This window comes from Agrobacterium sp. MS2 (assembly GCF_003261015.1).
GTDB lineage: Bacteria > Pseudomonadota > Alphaproteobacteria > Rhizobiales > Rhizobiaceae > Agrobacterium > Agrobacterium pusense.
Map to the genome: position 1 here is coordinate 1 of NZ_QLNF01000026.1, position 20,102 is coordinate 20,102.

The 20,102-nt window shown below is 59.4% G+C and carries 15 protein-coding genes; 9 read left to right on the top strand and 6 right to left on the bottom strand.

Annotation, left to right across the window (positions count from 1 at the left end; genetic code table 11):
- The 5 genes from DOU54_RS11450 to DOU54_RS11475 all read right to left on the bottom strand — a co-directional run.
- A partial coding sequence (locus DOU54_RS11450; RefSeq protein ID WP_113731330.1) for an iron-containing alcohol dehydrogenase occupies positions 1 to 783 on the bottom strand: 783 nt, incomplete at its 3' end.
- Positions 780 to 2,168: an aldehyde dehydrogenase family protein gene (locus tag DOU54_RS11455; protein ID WP_113381194.1), complete on the bottom strand. Its 1,389-nt coding sequence runs from the start codon at positions 2,166 to 2,168 to the stop codon at positions 780 to 782. The genes DOU54_RS11450 and DOU54_RS11455, both read right to left, overlap by 4 nt.
- Before the next feature lie 18 nt (positions 2,169 to 2,186).
- A complete protein-coding gene (locus tag DOU54_RS11460; protein ID WP_113381195.1) occupies positions 2,187 to 3,554 on the bottom strand; it encodes a glutamine synthetase family protein in 1,368 nt (455 codons plus the stop codon).
- A 64-nt stretch (positions 3,555 to 3,618) separates the two neighbouring features.
- Positions 3,619 to 5,133 (bottom strand): amino acid permease, encoded by a 1,515-nt coding sequence (locus tag DOU54_RS11465; RefSeq protein ID WP_022556629.1) that lies wholly within the window; start codon positions 5,131 to 5,133, stop codon positions 3,619 to 3,621.
- Between the two features lie 213 nt (positions 5,134 to 5,346).
- Complete coding sequence (locus DOU54_RS11475) at positions 5,347 to 6,120, bottom strand: N-formylglutamate amidohydrolase (RefSeq protein WP_006697732.1); 774 nt, start codon at positions 6,118 to 6,120, stop codon at positions 5,347 to 5,349.
- A 174-nt stretch (positions 6,121 to 6,294) separates the two neighbouring features.
- Here DOU54_RS11475 and DOU54_RS11480 point away from each other — a divergent pair, with 174 nt between their 5' ends.
- The 8 genes from DOU54_RS11480 to DOU54_RS11520 all read left to right on the top strand — a co-directional run bounded on the left by DOU54_RS11480 (position 6,295) and on the right by DOU54_RS11520 (position 14,787).
- Positions 6,295 to 7,173 carry a MurR/RpiR family transcriptional regulator gene (locus DOU54_RS11480; RefSeq protein WP_004442858.1) on the top strand — a complete coding sequence of 293 codons (879 nt, stop codon included), beginning with the start codon at positions 6,295 to 6,297 and terminating at the stop codon, positions 7,171 to 7,173.
- Between the two features lie 288 nt (positions 7,174 to 7,461).
- A complete protein-coding gene (locus DOU54_RS11490; protein WP_006697730.1) occupies positions 7,462 to 8,568 on the top strand; it encodes an ABC transporter substrate-binding protein in 1,107 nt (368 codons plus the stop codon).
- 100 nt (positions 8,569 to 8,668) lie between these two features.
- On the top strand, positions 8,669 to 9,553 hold the full coding sequence (locus DOU54_RS11495; RefSeq protein ID WP_004442861.1) for an ABC transporter permease: 885 nt from the start codon (positions 8,669 to 8,671) through the stop codon (positions 9,551 to 9,553).
- Positions 9,550 to 10,332 carry an ABC transporter permease gene (locus DOU54_RS11500; RefSeq protein WP_004442862.1) on the top strand — a complete coding sequence of 261 codons (783 nt, stop codon included), beginning with the start codon at positions 9,550 to 9,552 and terminating at the stop codon, positions 10,330 to 10,332. Before DOU54_RS11495 ends, DOU54_RS11500 begins: the two co-directional genes overlap by 4 nt.
- A gap of 12 nt (positions 10,333 to 10,344) precedes the next feature.
- Positions 10,345 to 11,403 (top strand): ABC transporter ATP-binding protein, encoded by a 1,059-nt coding sequence (locus tag DOU54_RS11505; RefSeq protein ID WP_004442863.1) that lies wholly within the window; start codon positions 10,345 to 10,347, stop codon positions 11,401 to 11,403.
- Positions 11,404 to 11,498: 95 nt separating this feature from the next.
- Complete coding sequence (locus DOU54_RS11510) at positions 11,499 to 12,542, top strand: zinc-dependent alcohol dehydrogenase family protein (protein WP_113381196.1); 1,044 nt, start codon at positions 11,499 to 11,501, stop codon at positions 12,540 to 12,542.
- A 59-nt stretch (positions 12,543 to 12,601) separates the two neighbouring features.
- Positions 12,602 to 13,378: an AAA family ATPase gene (locus DOU54_RS11515; RefSeq protein ID WP_113381197.1), complete on the top strand. Its 777-nt coding sequence runs from the start codon at positions 12,602 to 12,604 to the stop codon at positions 13,376 to 13,378.
- A 77-nt stretch (positions 13,379 to 13,455) separates the two neighbouring features.
- Positions 13,456 to 14,787 (top strand): MFS transporter, encoded by a 1,332-nt coding sequence (locus DOU54_RS11520; protein WP_004442867.1) that lies wholly within the window; start codon positions 13,456 to 13,458, stop codon positions 14,785 to 14,787.
- Between the two features lie 69 nt (positions 14,788 to 14,856).
- Here the strand turns inward: DOU54_RS11520 and metH are convergent, their stop codons facing one another.
- Complete coding sequence (metH, locus tag DOU54_RS11525; RefSeq protein WP_004442869.1) at positions 14,857 to 18,630, bottom strand: methionine synthase; 3,774 nt, start codon at positions 18,628 to 18,630, stop codon at positions 14,857 to 14,859.
- A 179-nt stretch (positions 18,631 to 18,809) separates the two neighbouring features.
- Between metH and DOU54_RS11530 the strand changes: the two genes are divergently transcribed.
- Entirely contained in the window at positions 18,810 to 20,069 is a 1,260-nt protein-coding gene (locus DOU54_RS11530) for an AGE family epimerase/isomerase (protein WP_162749593.1), read from the top strand.
- The last annotated feature ends 33 nt before the right edge of the window (positions 20,070 to 20,102 follow it).

Here is a 20,102-nt window from a genome sequence, read left to right on the forward strand (position 1 = left end):
CTGGAAGGCAACCGCCCCCATGGCCGCCGCCGCCATCATGTTGGTGCGCGCTTCGATATCCGTGCCGTCCTTATAGGCGCGCGGCAGGAATTCCTTGACGAGACGCAGACCCTCCAGCGCCACACCGGCGCTCATGGGATGATAAAAGGGCGAGGAATAGGCCTCCAGGCAATGGGCGAAAGCATCCATGCCCGTGCCAGCCGTGATGACCTTCGGCATGCCAACCGTCAGCTCCGGATCGCAAATGACGACGCCGGGCAAGAGCTTCGGATGGAAGATGATCTTTTTCACATGCGTCTGCGAATTGGTGATGACGCTGGCGCGACCGACTTCCGAACCGGTGCCGGCCGTCGTTGGAACCGCGACGATGGGCGCGATCTTTGAGGCGTCCGCGCGGGTCCACCAGTCGCCAATATCCTCGAAATCCCAGACCGGGCGGGTCTGCCCGGCCATGAAGGCGATGGTCTTGCCAAGATCGAGGCCCGAGCCGCCGCCGAAAGCGACGACGCCGTCATGGCCGCCATCGCGATAAGCTTTCACACCCGCTTCCATGTTGATTTCGTTCGGGTTGGGATCGACCTCGGCGAAGATCGCCCGGCCGAGACCCGCCTCTTCCAGCACATCCAGCGCATGCGCGGTAATCGCCATATTGGCAAGGCCGCGATCCGTAACGAGAAGCGGCTTCTTGATACCAAGCGTCTTGCAGGCTTCAGCCAGTTCCTTGATCCGGCCACGGCCAAGCGTGACGGCGGTGGGATAGCTCCAGTTGGCGACGATATTCATTTCGTGACTTTCTTCAGATGGTAGGATTTCGGACGGGTCAGGTTCTGGAAACCGAGGACGGAGAGCGAACCGCCACGGCCCGTTTCCTTCACACCGGTCCAGCAAAGCGCCGGGTCGAGATAGTCCGCGCGATTCATGAACACGGTGCCGGTTTCGATTTCGCGACCGATGCGCCCGGCGCGGGCGGCATCCTGCGTCCAGAGCGAGGCGGTCAGCCCGTATTTGCTGTCATTCATCAGGGCGATGGCTTCGTCGTCGTTCTTCACCTTCATGATGCCCACCGCAGGGCCGAAGGTTTCTTCGGTCATGAACTCCATCGAATGATCGACATTGACGAGGACTTGCGGCGCGACATAGGCGCTCTCACCATCATCGGCAGGGAACAGCTTCGGATCGACCAGTGCTTTGGCCCCCTTCGAGACGGCATCGGTAATCTGCGCACGAACCACCTTGGCAAAACGCTTGCTGGCCATCGGCCCGAGCGTGGTTTCCTGCTCCAGCGGATTGCCGAGCTTGTAGTTCGACACCCACGCGACCGACTTCTCGACAAAGGCGTCAAAGAGGTTTTCGTTGACGTAGATGCGCTCGATGCCGCAGCAGCATTGCCCGGAATTATAGGTGGCGCCATCCATCAGCGTATCGACGGCGGCATCGAGGTCGGCATCCTCCATGACGTAACCGGGATCCTTGCCGCCGAGTTCAAGCCCGAGACCGGTAAAGGTGCCGGCAGCGGCGTGCTCGATCGCGCGGCCGCCTTCCACCGAACCGGTGAAGTTGACGAAGTTGAAAAGGCCCTCGGAAATGAGCGCCGAGGTCGTGCCGTGGTCGAGGAAGACATTGATGAAAACATCGTCAGGCACACCGGCCTCGACAAAAGCCCGCACCATGCGCTCGCCCACCAGCAGCGTCTGCGCCGCATGTTTGATGACGACCGTATTGCCGGCCATCAAAGCCGGCGCGACGGTGTTGATCGCCGTCATGTAAGGATAGTTCCAGGGCGCTATGACGAAGACCACGCCATGCGCCTCACGCTCGATGCGGCGTTCGAAATTGCCGCTTTCCTCGATGACGAGCGGCGCCAACGCATCGGCTGCAATGGAGGCGACATAGTTGGAGCGTTCGTTGAAGCCTTTGAACTCGCCGCCATAGCGCACCGGACGACCCATCATATGGGCAAGTTCCGGCACGACCTCGTCCACCATTTCGTTGAGGCGTGCGACACCTTTCAGAACCAGCTGAACGCGGTCCTCAAGCGGGCGTCGAGCCCAGTCCTTCTGCGCCTTGCGCGCCTTTGAAACGGCGGCCCGTGCCGCCTCCAGCGACATCGCCTCCCGCTCGGCATAAATCGAGCCGTCGATGGGCGAGATATTCTGGATCATGGTCATGATGTTTTCCCGTAATGATTAGGCTCGTTCGAAACCGCGCGCCACTTCCCAGTCGGTCACGCGGCGGTCGTATTCTTCCTGTTCCCACGCCCCGGCGCGGACGTAATGATCGATCACATCGTCGCCAAAGGCGCTGCGCAGCATTTTCGATCCGTCCAGAAACGCAGTGGCGTCACGCAATGTCTTGGGTATCTCGCGCACATCCTTGCCGCCATAGGCATCACCGACAAATTCGGGCTCAAGTTCAAGTTTATTTTCGATGCCGTCAATGCCTGCTGCAAGCAGGGCGGCCATAGCGAGATAGGGGTTGAGATCGGAGCCGCCCACGCGGCATTCGATGCGGATGCCCTTGGTATCGGCGCCGCAGAGGCGATATCCCGCCGTGCGGTTGTCGAGGCTCCAGATCGCTTTTGTGGGCGCGAAGGTACCCGCCATGAAACGCTTGTAGGAATTGATGTACGGGGCGAGGAAATAAGTAATTTCACTGGCGTGGGCCAGCAGCCCGGCAACATAATGCCGCATCAATTGCGACATGCCGTGCTCCGCATCTTTGTCCAGGAACGCGGGCGTCTTCCCGTCAAGGCTCCACAGCGACTGGTGAATATGTGAGGAACTGCCGGCGGCATTGTAGTTCCACTTGGCGAGGAACGTCACGGCCTTGCCTTTGGACCACGCGATCTCCTTGGTGGCGTTCTTGATGATCGCGTGCCTGTCTGCCATGGTCAGCGCATCGGCATAACGAACATTGATCTCCGCCTGCCCCGCGGACGCTTCGCCCTTGGAATTTTCAACCGGAATACCGGCCCCCTGCAGGCCCTTGCGCAGCGCCCGCATCACATCTTCCTCCTTGGTCGTCTGGAAGATGTGGTAATCTTCATTATAGCCGCTGGCGAGGTTCAGCCCCTTGTAACCGCTGGCGCGCGCCGCGTCGAAAGTCTGGTCGAAGAGGAAGAATTCAAGTTCGGTCGCCATATAGGCCTTCAGCCCCATGGCCTCCAGCCGAGCCACCTGCTTCTTGAGAAGCGCGCGCGGCGAATGCGGAACCTCTTCGTGGGTGTGATGATCGAGCACGTCGCACAGCACCAGCGCCGTGCCTTCCAGCCACGGCACACGGCGCAGCGTCGAAAGATCGGGCCTCAGGACATAATCGCCGTAACCCTTCTCCCAGCTGGAGGATTTGTAACCGGGAACGGTCTCCATCTCCATGTCGGTGGCAAGCACATAGTTGCAGCTATGGGTTTCCTCAAAGGCGCTTTCGACGAAGAATTCAGCCTGGAACCGTTTGCCCATCAGACGCCCCTGCATGTCGACAAGGCAGGCCAGAACCGTGTCGATGCGCCCTTCGGCGACATCCATTTTAAGCGCGTCAAATGTGTAGCTCGTCATTTTATCCGTTCCCTTTATTGTCGTGACCGGGCGGCCGGGTTGCGGCCGCCCGTTTGTTTAAGCATCAGGCCTTTGCAGCCGCCGCTGCCATGGCAGCCTGCTTGTGCTCCAGCGCGAATTCCTCTTCCGGCGAGAGGATGAGGCGATGACGGCCGATGAAAGCGAAATAGGCGATGGCGACCGCAAACCAGACGGCGACCCAGAGCACGCCCTTTGTGAAGTTCGGATCCTGGATCTGGTAAAGCAGCGTGACGATGGCGATGATGACAGTCAGCACCGCACCTGGAATGCCGAAGGGCGAACGGAACGGCCGCTCGATATGCGGCAGGTTCTTGCGGAGCAGGATGAAGGAAATCGCCTGCATGATGTAGGAGAACATCGCGCCGAACACAGCCATGTTCAAAAGCACGCTGCCGATGATGCTGCCGCCCTGTTCCGCACCCAGCGCGAACCAGATGACCAGCATGACCGCAAGGCCGACGATCGCGCCGGTGATGTTGGCCACGTATGGCGTGCGGTATTTCGAGTGGGTGATCGACAGCACCGTCGGGAAATAACCCGCACGCGACAGCGAATAGATCTGGCGACCCTGCGCATAGAGTATCGTATGGAAGCTGGCGATGAGGCCGGTAAGCGCGACGAGACCAAGCAGCACGACACCGCCATCGCCATAGATCGCCTTGAAGCCATCAAGCAGCGGCTCAAGCGAGGAGCTGAGATGGAAGGCGCCGACGCCCGGCAGCGACGGGTTGAGCAGCACGATCATGAAGGCCGAAACCATCAGCGTGACCATGCCAAGGATGATACCCTTCGGCATGTCGCGTTTCGGATCGACGGATTCCTCAGCCGCGAGCGGCAGCTGCTCGATGGCGAGGAACAGCCAGACCGCGAAAGGCAGCGTGGCGAGAACGCCCGAAAAACCGAACGGGAAGAACGAGCCACCGCCCTCCGGCAGTTCCACCGCCTTGCCATCAGGTCCGACGCCGATGTTGAGCGCAAAACGCGAAAAATCGATATTGGGAATGGCACTGATCCAGAAGAACACCAGAACGGCGAGCGAAATCAGCGTGATGACGAGCGTCACCTTGAAGGAAAGCTCAAGCCCGAAGACGTTTAGCGCAAGGAATATAGCGTAAAACGCTATCCACACGAAGGGTGAATAGGCCGGATCGAGGCCGAGAATCGAGTTCACATAGGCTGTGATGAAGGTGACGACGACCGCCGGCGTCAGCACGTATTCAACATTCTCGCAAAGGCCGGTGATGAAGCCGCCCCATGGGCCCATGGCCGTGCGGGCGAAGGAATAGGCCGCACCCGTGTGTGGCAGCGCCGGGCTCATTTCGGCGATCGAGAATGTCAGCCCGAGATACATGATGGCGATGATGATGCCCGCCACCAGCATGCCGCCCCAGCCGCCAGTGGAGAAACCGAAATTCCATCCGGAAAAATGCCCTGATATGACCGCGCCGACGCCAAGCGACCAGAGCGACCACACGCCCGCATAACGGGATAGTCCGCGTTTTTCGAAATAGGATGCATCAGCTTTCTTGTAGCTGACGCCTGACGATGAACTGTCCATGCCCTTCTCTCCTGATAAGAAAAAAACAAGCCAGTCAGCCGTTATTGGCCGATTGTGCCCCAGTCTTCGGCGCCATCAGGAAACTCCCGGATCGCGCCGCACGCATCTGCTGTTCCCGTACCGCTTCGTTTTCCGGCTTCTTTGACCGGATGGCGGCAGTCTCCCTTCGATGCCTGACCCCGGTGTGTTCACCATCGGCCGGCCCCTGCTCCCTCACTCGTCGATCGATGCGAGTGCCTTTCCCATAAGCTCGTGTAGAAATGCGGCGATGTTCGCCTGCTCTCCTTCATCGGCGATCAGATCGTTGCGGATCTCGATCATGACGTTCAAAAGCCCGTCCGGCAGCGCATGCAGTCGCAACGTATGCGTCACGCCATCTTCCGGGCCATAAGGATCGTTGCGATTGACCGTGAGCGAGGCCCCTTCGGCACCTGTCAGCATGGCGTCAGCGAGACGGCTGTCGGTATCATGCAGGATGCCGATCTCAACCTCGCGGAACCGGCCGTGATAAACCGGCGTGAAACTGTGGATGGTCACCACCACCACCTTGCGGCCCTTCGCCTGCCGCTCGGCGATGATCTCGCTCACCCGGTCGTGAAACGGCACATACAGCGCTGACGTTCGGGCAAACCGCTCCGCTTCGGTGAGGTCGAAATTGCCGGGAATATCATATACTTCGCTTTTTACCGGCATGGCGGACGGCGATTCGGGGGGCCTGTTGCAATCATAGACCAGGCGGGAAAACCTCTGATAAATGAGCGTCGCGTCGAGCTTCTCCGAAAGCAGACGGGCAACGGCCAGAGCGCCGGGGTCCCATGCCACATGACTTGAAAGAACCTCGGGCGACAGGCCGAGCGTGCTTAATCTTTGCGGGACGGTGGCCGAAGCATGTTCGCAGACGAGCAGGACATCGCCCGCCGCACCGGCATTCTCGATGCCAACGGCCTGCCCTTCCGCTTCTGTGAAAAACCGCGAACGCACCGTCATGCACGTACCCCACCCGGAAAACCGTCTTCCCTAACGGCGAAAAGAATTCTTCACATTATGGCAGGTGTCAAATGGAATTTTGAAATTTTCTCTTCATTTTTCCATTGACTCAATCACGGGCAGAGATGTTTATTTTAGCGCACACACCGGCAGAAAGACCGGAAGGGGAAAGATTTGCGCAACACCGCGGCCACCGTGTCGGACGTCATCCATGCCCATTACGACGCGCTGACACGTTCCGAAAAACGGCTGGCAGAAAGCTTGCTCGGCAATTATCCGGTGTCCGGCCTCGGCAGCATCACCACGATTGCCGAAAATGCCGGTGTTTCCACCCCGACAGTGGCGCGGATGGTGCAGAAGCTCGGCTATAAGGGCTACCCCGAATTTCAGGCGCATCTGCACCAGGAGCTGGAAGCGACGATCTCCGGTCCGGTGGCCAAACATGACCGCTGGGCAACCAATGCGCCGGGCCTGCACATTCTCAACCGTTTTGCCGACGCCATTACCGGCAATCTGCGCGATACGCTTGGGGATCTCGATACCGCCGTCTTCGACAATGCCGCCGCGCTGCTTTCCGACCGCAAGCGCAGCATCTACTTCGTCGGCGGGCGCATCACCGGTGCGATTGCCGAATATTTCTTCACCCACATGCAGGTGATACGGCCGAAGACAACGCTGATGTCGTCCAACTCCAGCGCCTGGCCGCAATATATGCTGAATATGAGCGCCGGCGATGTGCTCGTCATTTTCGACATCCGCCGTTACGAGCACGATATGACGACGCTGGCAGAGGTGGCCAAGGCAAATGGGGTGCAGATCATCCTCTTTACCGACCAGTGGACATCGCCGGTGGCGCGTCATGCGTTGCATATTTTCCGGGTCAAAATAGAGGCCCCGTCCGCGTGGGATTCGTCTGTCGTTACGCTTTTTGTCGTCGAGGCGCTGATCGAAGCGGTGCAGAGCGGCACGTGGGACGAAACCAAGGAACGCATGAACGCACTGGAGGGCCTGTTTGAACAGACACGCCTGTTCCGACGTCCTGATAGAACGTGAATATGCGTAGCCGGCATACGACTTGACGCCGATGCCGCACGCTGATTGGATACCTGCGATCGCTACCAGCACGATAAAGCAGGGGAAAAACCAAGCTGGGGAACGCATCTGGTCTAACGGACAAAAACGGTCAACTCCCGCAATTGCTGGCAAAAAGCCCGATAATGGCGGAAAATGGGTTTAAAGTGGCGGAATCCGGATAAATGAATTGCCATCCAGCCGTCACATTAGCTTCATCGAGAATCCGTATCAGCGTCCGCAATATGAGAACACGAAGAGGAGAAAAAAGTGATCTCTCACTGCCGCCGACTGCTTGCTACAACCACCGCACTGGTCATCGCCTCCACCGCTATTGCCGCCGCTGAGCCGAGCGCCGAACTGATCGCCGCCGCCAAGAAGGAAGGCATGCTGACCACCATCGCCCTGCCGCACGACTGGTGTGGTTACGGCGACGTGATCGCCGCCTTCAAGGCGAAATATCCGGAAATCACCGTCAATGAACTGAACCCCGACGCCGGCTCCGCCGACGAAGTCGAAGCAGTCAAGGCAAACAAGGACAATAAGGGCCCGCAGGCGCCTGACGTCATTGACGTCGGTCTTGCTTTCGGCCCGCAGATGAAGGCCGAAGGCCTGCTGCAGCCCTACAAGGTCTCCACCTGGGACGAAATTCCTGACAACGTCAAGGATCCTGAAGGTTACTGGTATGGCGACTATTACGGCGTCATGTCGTTCTTCGTGAACAAGGATCTTGTCAAGGAAACGCCGAAGGACTGGGCAGACCTTCTGAAGGCTGACTATTCCGGTCAGGTCGCGCTTGCGGGTGACCCGCGCGCCTCCAACCAGGCTATCCTCGGTGTTCTCGCCGCCGGTCTTTCAACCGGAGCAAAATCCGGCAAGGAAGCCGGTGAAGCCGGCCTGAAATATTTCGCCGACCTCAACAAGGCTGGCAACTTCCTGCCGACTATTGGCAAGGCCGGTACACTTGCACAGGGTGCCACGCCGATTATCGTTGCCTGGGACTATAATGCGCTGTCTTGGAAGAAGACGCTGAACGACAACCCGCCGACGGAAGTCGTCGTTCCCGAGAAGGGCGTTCTCGCCGGTGTTTACGTGCAGGGCATTTCCGCTTACGCCCCGCATCCGAATGCTGCCAAGCTGTGGATGGAGCACCTCTACTCCGACGACGGTCAGCTCGGCTGGCTGAAGGGTTATTGCCACCCGATCCGCTTCAACGCCATGGTCAAGGCCGGCAAGGTTCCGCAGGACCTGATCGACAGCCTGCCGCCGGCAGCAGCCTATGAAAAGGCGATCTTCCCGACGCTCGAGGAAGTCGATGCCAACAAGGCGGCCGTCACGGGCGGCTGGGATAGCGTTGTCGGCGCGAACGTGAAGTAAATTGTTGAAAACGCACCCCGGCCGATCAAAGCCGGGGTGCTTCTTTTATAATATAGACCTTTATAGACAGACCGTTTGAAAACGGCGTTTGGGGACAAGGATGCCATCAACCAACACCGGCGGACCATCCGACGCGCGCAGAAAGCTGCCGCTGCATTGGATAGGCGTCGTACCTTTTGCCGTTTTTGTGCTGCTGTTTCTGATTATGCCGACGATGAAGATCGTCGTTGGCGCGTTCCAGCGGACAGACGGAACTTTCACGCTTGAAAATATTGCAGGGCTTTTTACCGCATCCATCCTTTCGGCCTACTGGATCTCGATAAAGATCAGCCTCGCTTCTGCAGCGCTCGGCTGCCTGATCGGCTTTGCCGTCGCCGCGGCCGTAGTGCTCGGTGGTCTGCCGCAGCGTATCCGCGGACCGCTTCTCACCTTTTCAGGCGTCGCCTCGCAATTCGCCGGGGTACCGCTTGCCTTCGCCTTCATCGCCACGCTTGGCCCGGTCGGCCTCCTGACCGTCTTCCTGAAGACGCAGATCGGCATCGATCTCAGGATGCTCGGCTTCAACATCCTGTCCTTCTGGGGTCTCACCGTCACCTATCTGTTCTTCCAGATTCCGCTGATGATCCTCATCATCACGCCCGCGCTTGACGGCCTGAAGCGCGAATGGCGCGAAGCGGCGGAAATTCTCGGAGCCACCGGCTTTCAATATTGGCGCATGGTGGCCTTTCCGATCTTGCTGCCGTCGCTGCTCGGCACCATGTCGCTGCTGTTTGCCAATGCCTTCGGCGCAGTGGCCACCGCAATTGCGCTCACCGGCTCCTCGCTCAACATCGTACCGATCCTGCTCTTCGCGCAGATTCGCGGCGACGTTCTCGGCAATCCGCATCTCGGTTACGCGCTCGCCTTCGGCATGATCGTCGTGACAGGCATTGCCAATGCACTTTATATCTGGCTGCGCGCCCGCAGCGAAAGGTGGCTGAAATGAAGCGTTTCTTCGCTTGGGGCGCGCTGATTTTCGGCCTGCTCTATTTCGCCCTGCCGCTGATCGGCATGACCAATTTCTCGCTGAAAATGCGGCGCGGCGAATATTCTTTCGACGCTTATGCCAAGGTGCTGGGCGACCCGCGCTTCCAGGAGACCTTCAGCTATTCCGTCGTCATGGCGCTGTTCACCATCATTTTCGGCGTCCTGCTGGTGGTGCCGACCGCCTATTGGGTGCGTCTGAAACTGCCGGGCCTGCGCCCCTATATCGAATTCATCACGCTTCTGCCGCTGGTCATCCCGGCCATCGTCATCGTCTTCGGTTATATCAGGCTTTACAACACCTCCAGCTGGCTGCCGCTGACCGGCACGAGCTTCGGCACCAACCTGCTTCTGATGTTCGGTTATGCCACGCTGGCCCTGCCCTATATGTACCGCGCCGTCGATACCGGCCTCAGAACCATCGACGTGGCGACACTGACGGAAGCGGCGCAGAGCCTTGGCGCGGGCTGGACGACCATCCTCTCGCGCATCATCCTGCCCAATGTTCTGGTCGCCGTGCTGTCGGGCGCCTTCCTGACCTTTGCCATCGTCATCGGTGAGTTCACCATGGCAGCCCTTTTGAACCGCCCGGCCTTCGGCCCCTACATGCAGCTGCTGGGTGCCAACCGCGCCTATGAACCGGCCGCGCTTGCCGTGATTTCCTTCGGCATCACCTGGGGTTGCCTCGGTCTGATCCAACTCGTTTCACGCTACCAGAAGGGCGCGCCTCCCAAGGCCTGAGGACAATATTTCATGAGCTTTTTGACACTTAGCAACATCAAGAAATCCTTCGGCTCCGTCCAGGTCGTACATGATTTCAACATGGCCATCGAAAAGGGCGAGTTCGTCTCCTTCCTCGGGCCATCGGGCTGCGGCAAGACCACGGTACTGCGCATGATCGCCGGTTTCGAAATCCCGACCGGAGGGTCGATCGTCATCAACGGCAAGGACCAGACAACGCTCCGGCCCAACCAGCGCAATATTGGCATGGTGTTCCAGGCTTATGCGCTGTTCCCGAACATGAATGTCTATGAAAACGTCGCCTTCGGCCTGAAAGTCGCAGGCAAACCGAAAGCCGAAATCGACGCGCGCGTGAAAGAAATGCTCCAGCTCATCCACCTGGAGCATCTGGCTGACCGTTATCCCTACCAGATGTCGGGTGGCCAACAGCAACGCGTGGCGTTGGCCCGTGCGCTCGCGCCGAAGCCGGAAGTGCTTTTGCTGGACGAACCGCTCTCGGCACTGGACGCCAAGATTCGTGTTTCGCTGCGCGAGGAAATCCGTCAGATTCAGCAGAAACTCGGCATCACCACCATTTTCGTGACCCACGATCAGGAAGAGGCCCTGTCGATTTCTGACCGCATCGTTGTCATGAATGCCGGCCGCGCCGACCAGATCGGCTCGCCCTTCGATATCTACAACACGCCCGCGACCCGCTTCGTCGCTTCCTTCGTGGGCACGCTGAACCTCATCGACGCGATCGTGGCGGACTCCTCATCCAACACCATCCAGGTCGGGGAGCAGCAGATCACCCTGCAAAAGCCGGTCAATGCGGCAAACGGCGAAAAAATCACCCTTGCCCTGCGCCCTGAAGCGGGTTCGCTCGGCAGCGACGCGAAAGGCGATGTCGCCATTTCCGGCACGGTCACCTCCAGCCAGTTCCTCGGCTCGGTCATCCGCACCCGCCTCGATCTCGGCGGATCCACGCTGTCATTCGACATGTTCAACGATCCCGGCACAGCACCGCCCGCCGTCGGTGAGCAGGTGACGCTGAAATTCGCAGCCGGCGACCTGATGCTCATCAAGGACTGAAGCGCTTTTCCAGCCGCAAAACCGCTTCGCCCATTTGCGGGAGATGGTAGAGCAGGTATGACTTCGAACCTGCATACCAACGATGTGAGGCCATGATGCGCGCGCTTTATTACGAACGATTCGGTGAGACCCCCGTTGTCGCGTCCCTGCCGGATCCGGAACCGACAGATGGCGGTGTGGTCATCGAGGTAAAGGCCACCGGCCTTTGCCGAAGCGATTGGCACGGTTGGATGGGACATGACCCGGATATTCGCCTGCCGCATGTTCCCGGCCACGAATTCGCCGGGGTGATTGCCGCTGTCGGCAAGAACGTCACCCGTTTCAAAACCGGTGATCGCGTTACCGTTCCCTTCGTCTCAGGCTGCGGCCACTGCCACGAATGCCGCTCCGGCAACCAGCAGGTCTGTGAGGCGCAGTTCCAGCCCGGCTTCACCCATTGGGGCTCCTTCGCCGAGTATGTCGCGATCGATTACGCCGATCAGAACCTCGTGCATCTGCCCGATGCGATGAGCTACGCAACGGCGGCCGGCCTCGGCTGCCGGTTTGCCACCTCCTTCCGGGCAGTGACCGATCAGGGACGCCTGAAGGGCGGTGAATGGCTGGCGGTGCATGGCTGCGGCGGCGTCGGCCTGTCCGCCATTATGATCGGCGTCGGCCTCGGTGCGCAGGTCGTCGCCATCGACATCGCCGAAGACAAGCTCGAAATGGCCCGTCAGCTCGGCGCAACGGCCACCATCAACAGCCGGTCCGTGGCCGACGTCTCCGAAGCGGTGCGCGAGATCACTGGCGGTGGTGCACATGTTTCGGTCGATGCGCTGGGTCATCCGCAAACCTGCTGCAACTCCATCAGCAATCTGCGTCGGCGCGGCCGTCACGTGCAGGTGGGCCTCATGCTGGCAGACCACGCCATGCCCGCCATCCCCATTGCCCGGGTGATCGCCCACGAGCTGGAAATCTACGGCAGTCACGGCATGCAGGCGTGGCGTTACGACGATATGCTGGCTATGATCGAAAGCGGCAGGCTCGCGCCGGAAAAGCTGATCGGCCGCCACATCTCCCTGACCGAGGCCGCAGCTGCCTTGCCTGCCATGGACAGCTTCAGGGAAAGCGGCATCAGCATCATCGACCGGTTCGAATAGGGATAATGGCTTTTGACACGGGGCACCGTTTAAGTGTCTTCCGTCAGGAGGAGCCCAACATGCTGTTTCTCGATAGCGTAACCACAAAAGAGAACCTCGACGGAAGCGACGTCTATCCTTTCTCCGTCCCTGCGCTGCGCCATCTGCAACGTCTTGAGTTCAAGACGCCGATCACCTTTTTCGCCGGCAATAACGGTTCGGGCAAATCAACACTGCTGGAAGGACTGGCGGCGGGAATGACTGCCTATGCCATCGGCAATCACGGTCAGGTAACCGACGATCTTTACCTTCAGCACGCCGAGACCGTGGCGAAGTCGTTCTATTTCGCCCGCAAGAAATATCCGAAAATCCGCATGTTTCTGCGCGCCGAAGACGTGCTTGGTTATATCCGCCGCCAGAATGAGGAAGCGCTGGACGATTTTCGCTGGGAGCGGGAAAAGGCACTGAAAAAAGGCGAGGATTTTCCAGAGGAAACGCCCGAGACATTTCGCAGGATCGTCAGGAACAATATACTCGACCGCCGTTCCCACGGCGAAGGGTTTATGGACATCATGCAGCAGAGGTTGCACGGTGCCGGTCTTTATTTTCTGGATGAACCGGAAAGCCCGCTTTCAATGCAGAAACAGCTCGAACTCGCCGCGCTCATCCGCCATGCGGCCGATCGAGGCGGGCAATTGATCATCGCCACCCATTCGCCCGTCCTTCTGGCCATTCCAGAGGCAACGATTTATCATTTCGACGAGGATGGCATCACCGAACGTCTTTATGACGAGTTGGAGACCATAATCTTCCTGCGGCGCTTTCTCGACAGCCCATCGAAATACCTGAGTGATTGAACAGCATAAGGCTTGAAATCGCGCTGCGCTTGCCGCATTCCCATAAGTAATACGAAATTTAGAAAAGAAGCAGCCTCATGTCTCCCACCACCACACCGGCGGCAGCCCGGCCCCTCAATAGCCAGGATTACAAAACGCTCGGCCTTTCGGCCCTGGGCGGTGCGCTCGAATTTTACGACTTCATCATTTTCGTATTTTTCGCGACCGTGATCGGCCATCTGTTCTTCCCGCCTGAGATGCCGGATTGGCTGGTGATGATCCAGACCTTCGGCATCTTTGCCGCCGGTTATCTGGTGCGGCCGCTGGGCGGTATCGTACTGGCGCATTATGGCGACCGTTACGGCCGCAAGCGTGTCTTCGCTTTCTCGATCCTCTTGATGGCTCTTTCCACGCTGGGCATGGCACTGATGCCGACCTACGCCACCATTGGCGTGGCCGCTCCCATCCTGCTCATCATCCTGCGCATGCTGCAGGGTGCCGCCATCGGCGGTGAAGTGCCCGGCGCCTGGACCTTCGTTGCCGAACACGTGCCCTTCCGCCGCGTCGGCCTCGCCTGTGGTTTCCTCACCTCCGGTCTTTCCTTTGGCATCATGCTGGGCTCGTTGATCGCCTTTGCCATCAATTCGCTTTTCACGCCGGAAGACGTGGCCGGTTACGCCTGGCGCATTCCCTTCCTGCTCGGCGGCATTTTCGGCCTCATCGCCGTTTATCTGCGCCGCTGGCTGGAAGAGACACCGATCTTCATGGAAATGAAGAAGTCGAAGTCACTGACGGACAAGCTGCCGCTCGGGCTGGTGCTGAAGCACCATATGCGCGGCGTGATCATCTCCGCCCTGCTGACCTGGGTTCTGTCAGCGGCAATCGTCGTCACCACGCTGATGACGGCGACCTTCCTGCAAAAGCTCTACGGCTATACGCCAACGCAGGCGCTCGCCGGCACCAGCTTCGGCACGCTGTTCCTGATCTTCGGCGTCATCATTGCCGGGGCGCTGATCGACCGTATCGGCTCCGGCCTCTTCTTCATGGGCGCCAGCATCTTCTTCGGTATCGCCACCTTCACCTTCTACAGCTACGCCGGCACCTCGCTTCAGACCATGTTCTTGCTTTACGGCGTCATGGGCCTTTCGGTCGGCATGGCCGGTGCGGTGCCCTATGTCATGGTGCGGGCGTTTCCGGCATCCGTCCGTTTTTCCGGCCTCTCCTTCGCCTACAACGTCTCTTATGCCGTCTTCGGCGGGCTGACGCCGATCGGCGTGACGACGGCGCTTGCGATCAACCCCATGGCCCACGCCTGGTATCTGGTCTTCATCGCCGTCCTCGCCTTCGCGATCGGTCTCTACCTCTATCTGCGCGGCAGCGAGATAGAGAGCCATGTCGGCATTGAGGAACTGGCGGCGTTGCGGTCGTAGGTTCCACAGTAAACAAAAAAGCGCGGGCAAGACCCGCGCTTTTTATTTGTCCCGGCAATGCGTGAACCATCAGGCCGCGCTATCGATTTTCTCCTCGCCGTTCGTCGGCACGTAGTTGAGCACCGGACCGAGCCAGCGCTCCACTTCCTCAACCGGCATATCCTTGCGGCGCGCATAATCCAGCACCTGATCACGCTCCACCTTGGCAACGCCGAAATAATAGCTCTCGGGATGACCGATATAGATGCCGGAGACGGAAGAACCCGGCCACATGGCGTAACTTTCCGTCAATTCCACACCCGCCGCATTGGTGGCGTCGAGCAGGGCAAACAGCGTCTTCTTTTCGGTGTGGTCGGGCTGGGCCGGATAGCCAGGTGCCGGGCGGATACCGGCATAGGCCTCTCCAATCAGCTCATCACCGGCAAAAGCCTCATCCGGTGCATAACCCCAGAACTCCTTACGCACCCGCTCATGCATGCGCTCTGCAAAGGCTTCCGCAAAACGGTCGGCCAGCGCCTTCACGAGGATGGACGAATAATCGTCATTCGCCCGCTCGAAACGCTCGGCAATCGCCACTTCTTCGATACCCGCCGTTACCACGAAGCCGCCGACATAATCGGCAACACCGCTATCGACGGGCGCAACGAAATCGGAGAGCGCCACATTCGGGCGTCCATCGCGTTTGGAAAGCTGCTGACGCAGCGTGAAGAAAGTCGCCAGTTCTTCTTTACGGCTCTCATCCGTAAACAGCCTGATATCGTCACCGACAGCGTTGGCAGGCCAGAAGCCGATCACCGCACGCGGCCGGAACCAGTTCTCCTCGATGATTTTCGCAAGCATTGCCTGCGCATCGGCATAAAGCTGCCGCGCCGCCTCTCCCTGCTTTTCGTCTTCGAGAATGGCCGGGAAACGGCCCTTCAGCTCCCAGGTCTGGAAGAAGGGCGTCCAGTCGATGTACCGGGAAAGCTCTTCCAGGTCGTAGGTCTCGAATACCTTTGTGCCGAAGAACTGCGGCTTGACGGCGCTATAGCTCGACCAGTCAATCTTGTGCGCATTCTCGCGGGCGCGGGAAAGCGGCAGGCGCTGCTTCTCACGCTCGTTGCGGGCGTGAGCCTCTGCCACCTTGGCATATTCGCTGCGAATACCGTCGATATAAGCCGGCTTCTGCTCGGCGGAGAGAAGCGCCGACACGACGCCCACGGCGCGCGAGGCGTCGGTCACATAGATCGCCTGCCCCTGCTCATACCGCGGATGAATTTTTACCGCCGTATGCACACGGCTCGTCGTCGCACCACCGATTAGCAGCGGGATGTCGAAACCCTGCCGTTCCATTTCTGCGGCCACATGCACCATCTCGTCCAGCGACGGGGTAATGAGGCCGGAAAGGCCGATCACATCCACCTTTTCGGCGATTGCCGTTTCGAGGATTTTCGTCGTCGGCACCATGACGCCGAGATCGATGATCTCGTAATTGTTGCAGGCGAGAACGACACCGACGATGTTCTTGCCGATATCGTGCACATCGCCCTTGACGGTCGCCATCAGCACCTTGCCGGCCGCCTTCTTCTCTTCGCCGCCGTTCAGGCGCTTTTCTTCTTCCATGTAAGGAAGAAGCACCGCCACGGCCTGCTTCATCACGCGAGCGGATTTCACCACCTGCGGCAGGAACATCTTGCCCGAACCGAAGAGGTCGCCCACCACGTTCATGCCGGCCATCAGCGGCCCTTCGATGACGTGCAGCGGACGCTCCGCCTTCTGGCGCGCCTCTTCCGTATCGGCCTCGATATATTCGGTGATGCCGTTGACCAGCGCGTGCTCCAGCCTTTTCTCGACGGGCAGTTCACGCCAGGAAAGATCCTGAACCTTGGTATCCTTGGCGCCCGTGCCCCGGAAACGCTCCGCGACCTCCAGCAGGCGTTCGGTCGCGTCATCGCGGCGGTTCAGCACCACGTCCTCGCAGGCCTCGCGAAGCTCCGGGTCGATATTGTCATAAACCGCAAGCTGACCGGCGTTGACGATGCCCATATCCATGCCAACCTGGATGGCGTGATACAGGAACACGGCATGCATCGCCTCGCGCACCGGTTCATTGCCGCGGAAGGAGAAGGAAAGGTTGGAAACGCCACCGGAAATATGCGTAAGCGGCATGGTTTCGCGGATGGTCTTGGTGGCCTCGATGAAATCAACGCCGTAATTATTGTGCTCCTCGATACCGGTCGCGACAGCAAAGACGTTCGGATCGAAGATGATGTCCTCAGGCGCCAGCCCGGCCTTTTCGGTCAGCAGCTTGTAGGCCCGCGCGCAGATTTCCACCTTGCGCTGATAGGTATCCGCCTGCCCCGCCTCGTCAAAGGCCATGACAACGACTGCCGCGCCGTAATTGTGGACGAGCCGCGCCTGCTGGAGAAACTTCTCCTCGCCTTCCTTCAGCGAAATGGAATTGACGATCGACTTGCCCTGAACGCATTTCAAACCTGCCTCGATGATCTCGAACTTCGACGAGTCGATCATGACAGGCACGCGGGCGATGTCGGGCTCGGCAGCGATGAGGTTCAAAAACTCGACCATCGCCTTTTCGGAATCGATGAGGCCTTCATCCATGTTGATGTCGATGATCTGCGCGCCGTTTTCCACCTGATCGCGGGCAACGGCCAGCGCCGCCGTGTAATCACCGGCGGTGATAAGCTTGCGGAACTTGGCCGAGCCGGTGACGTTGGTGCGCTCGCCGACGTTGACGAAGGGAATGTCCTTGGTCAGCACGAAGGGCTCAAGGCCCGAAAGCGACATGAAGGGCTTGTGCTCGGGGATCGGGCGCGGCTTGTAATCCTTCACCGCTTCGGCAATCGCCCGGATATGCTCCGGCGTCGAGCCGCAGCAACCGCCAACGATGTTCACGAGGCCGTCGCGGGCGAAACCCTGCACCTGACGCGCCATCATCTCAGGCGTTTCGTCATACTGTCCGAACTCGTTCGGCAGGCCTGCATTCGGATAGGCACAGACGAAGGTGTCGGCGACGTCTGAAAGCTCCTGCAGGTGCGGACGCATTGCATCCGCACCGAGTGCGCAGTTAAGGCCGATGGTAAAGGGGTTGGCGTGGCGCACCGAATTCCAGAAGGCAGACGGCGTCTGGCCGGAAAGCGTGCGGCCGGATAGGTCTGTGATCGTGCCCGAGATCATGACCGGCAGGCGGATGCCCTTGGCCTCGAAACGCTCCTCGCAGGCGAAGATCGCCGCCTTTGCATTCAGCGTATCGAAGATTGTCTCGATGAGGATGATATCGGCGCCGCCGTCGATCAGGCCGTCGATCTGCTCGCCATAGGCGATACGCAGATCGTCAAAGCTGACGGCGCGGTAACCGGGATTGTTGACATCTGGCGAAATCGAGGCCGTACGGTTGGTGGGGCCGATGGCGCCAGCGACAAAACGGCGGCGGCCATCTTCCCGCTCGGCGCGCTGGGCGGCGCGGCGGACGATCTGCGCACCCTCGCGGTTGAGGTCATAGACCGCATTTTCCATCTCGTAATCGGCCTGCGCGATGCGGGTCGAGGAAAACGTGTTGGTTTCGAGAATATCCGCACCCGCCATGGCGTAGCGATAGTGGATGTCTTCGATAGCGTCCGGCTGGGTCAGAATCAGAAGGTCGTTATTGCCTTTCTGGTGACAGGCGCAGCCGATGAAGCGGTCACCACGAAAATGATCTTCGTCAAAGCCGAGACCCTGAATCTGCGTGCCCATGGCGCCGTCGAGAATGAGGATGCGCTCGCTGGCGGCTTCGCGCAGAGCCTTGAAAATTTCCGCGCCGTCGCGCTTTGCCCCCTCAGGGCCAAACAGATCGTCAAACACGGGCACACTCCTCATTTCGATTTGCAAGATCGCAAGTCGTCAAGTCACATAAAGATATGTTTATGTCAATATATCTTCAAGCGACAGGCATGGCTTTGCGTCGTTGCGTCACGTTACGAAATATCGCTGACAGATGACAGGCTTATACGGCAAGGATATAAGCCGAAGCAGCAAACCGCATGGAGGACGCGATGTCTGAGGACGATCACAACAGCCGAAACTGGAATACCCTGCCCTGGCACCGCCAGTGGCTGGTAAAACAGGCCGAGGGGCTTTTCGACTTCTTCCAATACCGGGCGCTCAATCCTGCCGGCGGCTTCTACGATCTCGATGTCAAGGGCGCGCCGCTGCAGGCAAACGATCCCGTGCGCGGCATCCATGCCTCCGCGCGCATGGTGCATTGCTTCTCCATCGGCCATCTGCTCGGACGTCCGGGCTGTGGCGATATTGTCGACCACGGCATGACCTATCTCTGGAACAGGCATCGCGACAGCGAGCATGGCGGCTATTTCTGGCAGGTTAACGATGCCGGCCCCGTGGACGCCACCAAGCAGGGTTACGGCCATGCCTTCGTGCTTCTGGCCGCCTCCTCCGCCAAGACCGTCGGCCACCCGCTCGCCGACCAGATGCTGGCCGATATTACCGAAGTGCTGGAAACCCGTTTCTGGGAAGAAAAACACGGCGCGATCGCCGAGGAATTCAACCGCGACTGGTCGCCCATCGATAATTATCGCGGCCAGAATTCCAATATGCATCTGACCGAAGCGTTGATGGCAGCCTATGAGGTGACCGGCGACAATAACTACCTCAACAAGGCCGAACGCATCGCCGACCTCGTCGTCCGCCGCCGCGCCGGTGAGCTGGATTTCCGGGTGCCGGAGCATTTCGACGAGAACTGGACACTCGACAAGGACTATCGCGGCAACGAAATGTTCCGCCCCTCCGGCTCCACGCCCGGCCACTGGCTGGAATGGGCACGCCTCGTCCTGCAATTATGGGTGCTGGGCGAGCGCCGCCATGACTGGATGCCGGTTGCCGCAAAATCGCTATTCGTGCAATCCATGGCGCTCGGCTGGGACCGCGAAAAGGGCGGCTTCTTTTATACGCTCGACTGGAACGACAATCCCGACAAGCGGGCAAAGCTCTGGTGGCCCATGTGCGAAGCGGCGGGTGCGGCCCATTTTCTCAACGAAAACCTGCCGGCGGACCCTTTCTATGAAGACAGCTACCGCCGCATCTGGAGCACCATCGCCAACAGCTTCATCGACCATGAAAATGGCGGCTGGCATGAGGAACTGACGGAAAATCTGGTTCCCGCTCACACGCTGTTCCCCGGCAAGGGTGATATATACCACGCCCTCCAGGCCTGCCTCATCCCGCTTTTCCCGGCTACGGGCAGCCTGACAAGGGTGATCGGGGAAAGCGGCGGGGTTTATTAAGCGCGTTGTTCGCAACGGCGTTCGAAGACTTCT

Coding starts and splice junctions, on each gene's coding strand:
- DOU54_RS11455 (WP_113381194.1), bottom strand. CDS start 2,168: ATGACCATGATCCAGAATATCTCGCCCATCGACGGCTCGATTTATGCC.
- DOU54_RS11460 (WP_113381195.1), bottom strand. CDS start 3,554: ATGACGAGCTACACATTTGACGCGCTTAAAATGGATGTCGCCGAAGGG.
- DOU54_RS11465 (WP_022556629.1), bottom strand. CDS start 5,133: ATGGACAGTTCATCGTCAGGCGTCAGCTACAAGAAAGCTGATGCATCC.
- DOU54_RS11475 (WP_006697732.1), bottom strand. CDS start 6,120: ATGACGGTGCGTTCGCGGTTTTTCACAGAAGCGGAAGGGCAGGCCGTT.
- DOU54_RS11495 (WP_004442861.1), top strand. CDS start 8,669: ATGCCATCAACCAACACCGGCGGACCATCCGACGCGCGCAGAAAGCTG.
- DOU54_RS11500 (WP_004442862.1), top strand. CDS start 9,550: ATGAAGCGTTTCTTCGCTTGGGGCGCGCTGATTTTCGGCCTGCTCTAT.
- DOU54_RS11505 (WP_004442863.1), top strand. CDS start 10,345: ATGAGCTTTTTGACACTTAGCAACATCAAGAAATCCTTCGGCTCCGTC.
- DOU54_RS11510 (WP_113381196.1), top strand. CDS start 11,499: ATGCGCGCGCTTTATTACGAACGATTCGGTGAGACCCCCGTTGTCGCG.
- DOU54_RS11515 (WP_113381197.1), top strand. CDS start 12,602: ATGCTGTTTCTCGATAGCGTAACCACAAAAGAGAACCTCGACGGAAGC.
- DOU54_RS11520 (WP_004442867.1), top strand. CDS start 13,456: ATGTCTCCCACCACCACACCGGCGGCAGCCCGGCCCCTCAATAGCCAG.
- DOU54_RS11530 (WP_162749593.1), top strand. CDS start 18,810: ATGGAGGACGCGATGTCTGAGGACGATCACAACAGCCGAAACTGGAAT.